The organism is Mycobacterium sp. (genome assembly GCF_049278535.1).
Lineage (GTDB): Bacteria > Actinomycetota > Actinomycetes > Mycobacteriales > Mycobacteriaceae > Mycobacterium.
Genome location: NZ_JBAPMI010000085.1, coordinates 1 through 7,315, shown reverse-complemented (window position 1 = coordinate 7,315; position 7,315 = coordinate 1). Strand labels below are relative to the sequence as shown.

Here is a 7,315-nt window from a genome sequence, read left to right as displayed (position 1 = left end):
GCTTTGACGAACGCGTCCACCACGTCGTCAACGAATACGTAGTCGCGGGTGTTGGAGCCGTCGCCGAACACCTTGGTGGGCTTCCCGGATAGCAGCGCCTGCGCGAAGATCGCCACCACCCCCGCCTCGCCATGCGGATCCTGGCGTGGCCCATAGACATTGGCCGGTGCGATGTGCGAGCACTCCAGGTCGTACAGATGCCGGAACGTATTGAGGTAGATCTCGCCGGCCACCTTGCCCGCGGCGTACGGCGATGCTGGGTCGGTGGGCACGGCCTCACTAGTCGGATAAGTCGGCGGCGTCCCGTAGATCGATCCACCCGACGACGTGTGCACCACTTTGCGCACCCCGGTCTGCCGCGAAGCGTCAGCCAACCGCACGGTGCCGATCACGTTGACCGACGCGTCGAACTGCGGGTCGGCCACCGAGTGTCGCACATCGATCTGCGCGGCTAGGTGGAACACCACCTCCGGGCGGTGCTCGTCGAAGATCGCCGGCAGATCGGCCGTGACGATGTCGGCCTCGACGAAAGCGAACTCCGGATTGTCGGCCAGATGCTCGAGGTTGGTGGCCCGCCCCGAGGCGTAGTTATCCAGGCCGACGACGCGATGCCCGTCGCTCAGCAACCGGTCGACTAGCGTCGACCCGATGAACCCGGCAGCCCCGGTGACCAGTGCGCGCACCGGCCCACCATACCGACGGGCCGCCGGAATACCGAAGGTGGCGCTGGCCGCGGCGTTGCTCATCGTGGTGCAGCTCGTCATCCGCGGGGTGCTGGCATTTCGCGGTTACTTCTACTGGGACGACCTGATCCTGGTCGGCCGGGCCGGCACGCACGGCCTGCTGTCGCCGTCTTTGCTGTTCGACGACCACGACGGACACGTCATGCCGGCCGCGTTCCTGGTCGCCGGCGCCATCACCCGGCTCGCGCCGCTGAATTGGGTCGGCCCGGCGATCAGCCTGCTGGTGCTGCAACTGCTGGCATCGCTGGCCTTGCTGCGCGCTCTGTACGTGATTCTCGGCTGGCGGCCGGTGTTGCTCGTGCCACTGACTTTTGCGCTGTTCACGCCGCTCGGCGTGCCCGGGTTCGCCTGGTGGGCGGCTGCGCTGAACTCGCTGCCGATGCTGGCCGCGCTGGCCTGGCTCTGCGCCGACGCGATCCTGTTGATCCGCACCGGAAATCAGCGGTACGCGGTGACCGGCGTGCTGACCTACCTCGGTGGGCTGCTGTTCTTCGAAAAGACGGCGGTGAGCCCGTTTGTCGCGTTCGCCGTCGCGGCGCTGCTGTGTTACGTGCAGGGCGATCGATCCGCGATACGGACGGTGTGGCGGGCCGGCATCCGATTGTGGTTGGCAGCACTGGCGCTGACCGGTATCTGGGTTGTGGTCTATCTGGCTGTAGTGAACCAGCACAGGTGGAGTTCGGATCTGACGATGACGTGGGATCTGTTGTGCCGCTCAGTAACTCACGGCATCGTCCCTGGGCTGGCCGGTGGCCCGTGGGCTTGGGGCAGATGGGCACCGGCCTCGCCGTGGGCCGTTCCGCCAACATTAGTCAAGGCGCTGGGCTGGCTGGCACTGGCCGCCGCGCTGGGGATCTCACTGGCCCGCAAACAGCGCATCGTGCCGCTGTGGTTGACAGCGGCCGGCTACGTGGTCGCCTGCCAGGTGCCGATCTACTTGATGCGCTCGTCGCGGTTCACCGCGCTCGAGCTGGCCCAAACCTTGCGCTATTTCCCGGATCTCGTCGTGGTGCTGGCGTTGCTGGCCGCGGTCGGATTCTGCGCGCCCAACCTTCCGTCGTCCCGGTGGCTTGACGCGTCGGCAGCCCGCACGGCAGTCACGTCTGCATTGGCCGCGTCGTTCGTGGCGAGCAGTTGTTATTCGACAGCAACGTTTCTCACGTCCTGGGAAGACAACCCGGCGCAGCCGTATCTGCAGAACGCCCGCCGCGATCTGGCTGCCGCGCAGAGGAATTCGAGTGCGCCGCTGCTCGATCAGGAGGTCGATCCACTGGTGCTCGGACGGGTGGCCTGGCCGGACAATCTGACCAGCCACATGTTCGCATTGCTGCGCGACCGTCCCGAATTCGCCTCTTCGACAATGCAATTGAAAACCCTGGACAGCCAGGGCCGATTGGTCGACGCGCAGGTGACCTGGGTGCGCGCGATGGCGCCCGGCCCGGTGCCGCAGTGCGGGTACCTGGTGCAGCCCGACCGGCCGGTTCAGGTTGGTCTCGACGGCCCGCTGCTACCAACGGACTGGACGGCCGAGATCAATTACCTGGCCAACAGCGACGGGTCGATGACGATGTCGCTGTCCGAGGGACCCGACATTCGGGTTCGCGTGCATCCCGGGCTCAACCGGGTCTTCGTCCGACTACCCGGCGCGGGCAACGCAATCCAGATGCGAGCCAACACGGCGTCGCTGAGCGTGTGCATCGCGGCCGGGCCGGTAGGTTTCGCACTGCCGCGCTGATGTGGGCAAAGATGGAGCCACCTAGGAGAATCGAACTCCTGACCTGCTCATTACGAGTGAGCCGCTCTACCGACTGAGCTAAGGTGGCGCGCCCTGTTGGGCGGGACGAGTCTACGGCAGGGCCGCGCGCACACCCAAGTTCAGTCGCGCAACGCCTGACCGATCGTGGCGACCATCGCGTCGACGGCGAACTTGGGCTTGACGTTGATGGCCAGCGCCTCGCGGCACTCCAGCACGGCTTCGATGCAGCACAGCAGTCGATCGGCCGGCACGTGGGCTGCCATCGCGGCGATCTGCGCGGCCATATCGGGGTGGTTGGTCCGTACGCCTCCGGCGCTGGCGGACACCAGCAGGGCGTCGCGGAAGTAGGTTGCCAGGTCGATCAGCGCGCGGTCCAAGGCATCTCGCGACGCCCGGGTCTGACGCGACTTCTGCCGTCGCTCAAGGTCTTTGATCGCTCCGGTCGCACCGCGCAGCGCACCGGCGGTGCCCTTGCCGGTACCGCCCGCGCCCAGCGCGGTCCGCAACTCCTCGGTCTCGGCTTCGTCGCGCCCGGCGGTCAGTACGGCGGCTTCGGCTTCTGCGGCGGCGACCAGCGCCTCGGCGGCGCCGAACGCCTTCGACCTTGTCGCCGCGTCACGGGCCAGCCCCAGCGCCTGTAGCCGGCGCTCGCGCGCCTCCGGGTCGGTGGCCAGCCGTCGCGCCCGTCCCACGTGGCCGCCACTGACCGACGCCGCCCAGTTCGCGGTCTCGGCCGACAGCCCGTCGCTGTCGATCAGAACCTGCGCGATGGCATCTGGCGGCGGCGTCACCAGCGCGATATGCCGGCACCGCGACCGCAGCGTGATCGCGATGTCCTCGGGGTCCACCGACGGCGCGCAGAGCAGAAACACCGTGCGCGGCGGCGGCTCCTCGACCACCTTCAACAAAGCGTTCGCCGCGCCTTCAGTCAGCCGGTCGGCGTCCTCGACCAGGACGATCTGCCAACGCCCGGTGCTGGGCCGACGCGAGGCGATCTGGACGATCGCGCGCATGTCGTCGACCCCGATGGACAGCCCCTCGGGGATGACGCGTCGCACGTCGCCGTGCGTGCCGGCCATCGTCGTCGTGCAGGATCGGCATTCTCCGCAGCCGGGCAGCCCTTCGGAAGTGCACTGCAATGCCGCCGCGAAACACAACGCGGCCACCGAACGCCCCGAACCGGGCGGCCCGGTGATCAGCCAGGCATGCGTCATCGCGGCGCTGTGAGTCGAATCACCGCGGGCGGCAGCGGCGGCGGCCACCAGGTCGGCCTCCACCGACTCCTGACCAACCAGCCGTGCGAATACCCGTGACATCACCGGCAACAGTAGTGGCCACCGCTGACGGCACCGCCCGATCAGGGCCCACACACTGCCGTTTTGAGTACTTTTTGGTCCCCGCTGACCGATACGGTGGGCAGGTGAGCACGGCGGGGACCCTTCCTGGACGAATCAGCGGATTCGTCCAGTGGCTCGTGCGCACACCCTGGCCGGTGTTCATGCTCAGCCAACTGCAGGCCGACATCATCGGCGCGCTGCTGGTGCTGGGCTTCCTGCGTTACGGACTGCCCCCCGAAGACCGCATCGAACTGCAACGACTGCCGGCCCTCAACCTGGCCACCTTCGCCGGGTCGGTCGTGGTGCTGTTCCTGCTCGGAACCGCGATCAGCGCACGTTCCCTGGTGCCGGTGTTTCGCTGGCAGCGCCGCGACAGTCTGCTCGCCGACAGCGACCCGGCAGCCACCGAGCTGGCTCGCAGCCGCGCGCTTCGGACCCCGTTCTACCGCACGGTGATCAACCTGGCCTCCTGGCTCATCGGCGGCGTGATCTTCATCGTCGCCAGCTGGCCGGTGGCCAAGCACGCCGCACCGGTGGTGGCCGTCGCCACCGCCCTGGGCGCCACCGCCACCGCGATCATCGGCTATCTGCAGTCCGAGCGAGTGCTGCGCCCAGTCGCCGTTGCCGCGCTGCGCGGCGGGCTGCCGGAGAACATCCGGGCATCGGGGGTGATCGGACGCCAGATGCTGGCCTGGGCGCTGTCCACCGGAGTGCCGCTGCTGGCGATCGTGCTGGCCGTGGTCGGCGACAAGGCTGCGTACCTGCACGGGCCGCCCGAGAAGCTGTTGAACCCGATCCTGCTGCTGGCCATTCTGGCGCTGGGCATCGGGCTGGCCAGCACGCTGCTGGTGGCCATGTCGATCGCCGACCCGCTGCGTCAGCTCCGCTGGGCGCTTGGCGAGGTGCAGCGGGGTAATTACAACGCGCACATGCAGATCTACGACGCCAGCGAGCTGGGCCTGCTGCAGGCCGGCTTCAACGACATGGTCCGCGACCTGTCCGAGCGGCAGCGGCTACGCGACCTGTTCGGCCGCTATGTCGGCGAAGACGTCGCCCGGCGTGCGCTGGAGCGCGGCACCGAGCTGGGCGGCCAGGAACGCGACGTCGCGGTGCTGTTCGTCGACCTGGTTGGCTCCACGAAACTGGCGTCGACGCGACCACCCGCCGAAGTCGTCAGCATGCTCAACGAGTTCTTCCGGGTGGTGGTGGACACCGTCGGGCGGCACGGCGGATTCGTCAACAAGTTTCAGGGTGACGCCGCATTGGCCATCTTCGGGGCGCCGATCGAGCACCCCGATGCGTCCGGCGGGGCGCTGGCCGCCGCCCGCGAGCTGCACGACGAGCTGCTGCCGGTGATCGGGTCGGCGGAGTTCGGCATCGGCGTGTCGTCCGGTCGCGCGATCGCGGGCCACATCGGCGCGCTGGCCCGATTCGAGTACACCGTGATCGGTGACCCGGTCAACGAGGCGGCCCGGCTCACCGAGCTGGCCAAGCTCGAAGACGGCCACGTGCTGGCGTCGGCGGTCGCGGTCAGCGGCGCGCTCGATGCCGAGGCGCTGTGCTGGGATGTGGCCGAGGTGGTCGCGCTACGCGGACGGACCGCACCGACTCAGTTGGCCCGGCCGCTGAATCTTGCCGCGCCCGAAGAAGTGTCCAGCGAAGTCAGGGGCTAGCCGGCTGGGGCCGGCGGGGCTGCCGGCGCCGGGCTCAGGTCGCTGGGCAGCAGCGGGCCGATGATGAACGACTTGCCCTGCGGGTCCGGAATACCGACGGGGTCGTTGCCCAGGTTCAACAGGTCGCTGAGGCCCGGCATGTTCGACGGCTGACCGCCCTCGAGCACTCCGGCGTCGGACTCGGTGATGTTCTGCACCACCACCGGGCTCTCCGCGCCACCCATGACCTGCAGCAAGTCCGCCACAGAGGGGGTGGTCGCGTCGGGGTTGTCGTGCTGGTTGTTCGAGAGTTGCATCGCGGGCACCTGGACGTCGCGCAGCGGCGGCGACGACGGGGCCGCGATCAGAACGCTGACGCCGACGATCGCAGCACCAGCGGTGATGCAGTATCGGACAGCGGGTCGCATGACTCTCTCCTTAGCGACGACGTGGTGGCTCCACGGCAGATGTAAGGACACTGTACCTGAGAACTGGCTGAGAATCACCAGTTATTTTTCGAAAATCCCGACGAAAGAACCCTGAGATCCCCGAGCACGCGCGTGACGCCGCATTTGCCCTGCTAGCTGCGCTTGGCGGCTTTCTTCGTGCCCGATTTCTTGGCGGGCGCTTTTTTCGCGGTTTTCTTGGCCGTCCGCTTCACCGGGCCGCGGGCCCGCCGGTCGGCCAGCAGCTCGGCAGCGCGCTCGTCGGTGATCGACAGCACGTCGTCGCCCTTGCGCAGGCTCGCGTTGGTCTCGCCGTCGGTGACATATGGACCGAATCGGCCGTCCTTGATCACCATCGGCTTGCCCGACGCCGGGTCGTTGCCCAGTTCGCGCAGCGGCGGCGCCGCGGCACCCTGACGGCCACGCCGCTTGGGCTCGGCGTAGAGCTTCAGCGCCTCTTCGAGGGTGACGTCGAATATCTGGTCTTCGGTCGCCAATGAACGAGAGTCTGTGCCGCGCTTGAGGTATGGGCCGTAGCGACCGTTCTGAGCGGTGATCTCCTCTTTGGAGTCGGGGTCGACGCCGACCACCCGCGGCAGCGACAGCAGCTTCAACGCGTCCTCGAGCGTCACGGTCTGCAGATCCATGCTGCGCAGCAGCGATCCGGTCCGCGGCTTGGGGCCAGTCGGCTTCTTGCCCTTCTTGGCCGGTTGTCCGGCAGCGCCGTCATCGTCATCCGGCTTTGGCAGCACCTCGGTGACGTACGGACCGTAACGACCATCCTTGGCGACGATCTCGTGTCCGGTGTCCGGGTCGACGCCGAGCGTTCGTCCCTCTTGCGGCGTGGCGAAGAGTTCCTCGGCGACATCGAGGGTCAGCTCGTCGGGGGTCAGTGAGTCGTTCAGGTTGGCCCGCTGCGGTGTCGGTTCACCGTCGTCGCCGACCACCATCCGCTCCAGATACGGACCGTTCTTGCCGACCCGCACATTGACGGCGCGACCCTGCGCATCGTCAAAGAGCTTGATGGAGTTGACTTCTCGCGCGTCGATGCCTTCGAGGTTGACGCCGACGAGTTTCTTCAGGCCGCCTGACCGCGCCACCGAATCGGCCACGCCGTGGTCGCCACCGAAGTAGAAGTTGTTCAGCCAGTTGGTGCGTCGCTCGGTGCCCGACGCGATCGCGTCGAGTTCGTCCTCCATCGCCGCGGTGAAGCCGTAGTCGACCAGCCGGCCGAAGTGCTGCTCCAGCAAACCCGTGACGGCGAACGCGACCCAGGACGGCACCAGCGCGCTGCCCTTCTTGTGCACGTAACCGCGGTCCTGGATGGTCTTGATGATCGATGAATACGTCGACGGCCGGCCAATGCCCAGCTCTTCGAGAG

Annotated in this window: 6 protein-coding genes and 1 tRNA gene; 2 read left to right on the top strand and 5 right to left on the bottom strand. The window is 67.7% G+C overall.

What is annotated here, in order from left to right:
- A partial coding sequence (locus WAO18_RS05515; RefSeq protein WP_422204537.1) for an NAD-dependent epimerase/dehydratase family protein occupies nt 1-683 on the bottom strand: 683 nt, incomplete at its 3' end.
- On the opposite strand from WAO18_RS05515, the gene WAO18_RS05510 reads away from it, so the two are divergent.
- Entirely contained in the window at nt 649-2,478 is a 1,830-nt protein-coding gene (locus WAO18_RS05510; protein ID WP_422204535.1) for a hypothetical protein, read from the top strand. The genes WAO18_RS05515 and WAO18_RS05510 overlap by 35 nt on opposite strands.
- A 12-nt stretch (nt 2,479-2,490) precedes the next feature.
- Here the strand turns inward: WAO18_RS05510 and WAO18_RS05505 are convergent.
- Nucleotides 2,491-2,566 (bottom strand) — tRNA-Thr (locus WAO18_RS05505).
- A 52-nt stretch (nt 2,567-2,618) separates the two neighbouring features.
- Nucleotides 2,619-3,815, bottom strand: a complete 1,197-nt coding sequence (locus WAO18_RS05500; protein ID WP_422204534.1) for a DNA polymerase III subunit delta' — start codon at nt 3,813-3,815, stop codon at nt 2,619-2,621.
- Nucleotides 3,816-3,889: 74 nt separating this feature from the next.
- Here WAO18_RS05500 and WAO18_RS05495 point away from each other — a divergent pair, with 74 nt between their 5' ends.
- The gene (locus tag WAO18_RS05495) at nt 3,890-5,509 is read left to right on the top strand and encodes an adenylate/guanylate cyclase domain-containing protein (protein ID WP_422204533.1); all 1,620 of its coding nucleotides are present in this window, start codon (nt 3,890-3,892) and stop codon (nt 5,507-5,509) included.
- On the opposite strand, the gene WAO18_RS05490 is transcribed toward WAO18_RS05495, so the two are convergent.
- Both WAO18_RS05490 and WAO18_RS05485 read right to left on the bottom strand, forming a co-directional pair.
- Nucleotides 5,506-5,916 carry a hypothetical protein gene (locus tag WAO18_RS05490; protein WP_422204531.1) on the bottom strand — a complete coding sequence of 137 codons (411 nt, stop codon included), beginning with the start codon at nt 5,914-5,916 and terminating at the stop codon, nt 5,506-5,508. The two genes, WAO18_RS05495 and WAO18_RS05490, sit on opposite strands and share 4 nt — an antisense overlap.
- 152 nt (nt 5,917-6,068) lie before the next feature.
- Nucleotides 6,069-7,315: topoisomerase C-terminal repeat-containing protein (locus tag WAO18_RS05485; protein ID WP_422204530.1), on the bottom strand; the 1,247-nt coding region annotated here is incomplete at its 5' end.

Coding starts and splice junctions, on each gene's coding strand:
- WAO18_RS05510 (WP_422204535.1), top strand. CDS start 649: ATGAACCCGGCAGCCCCGGTGACCAGTGCGCGCACCGGCCCACCATAC.
- WAO18_RS05500 (WP_422204534.1), bottom strand. CDS start 3,815: ATGTCACGGGTATTCGCACGGCTGGTTGGTCAGGAGTCGGTGGAGGCC.
- WAO18_RS05490 (WP_422204531.1), bottom strand. CDS start 5,916: ATGCGACCCGCTGTCCGATACTGCATCACCGCTGGTGCTGCGATCGTC.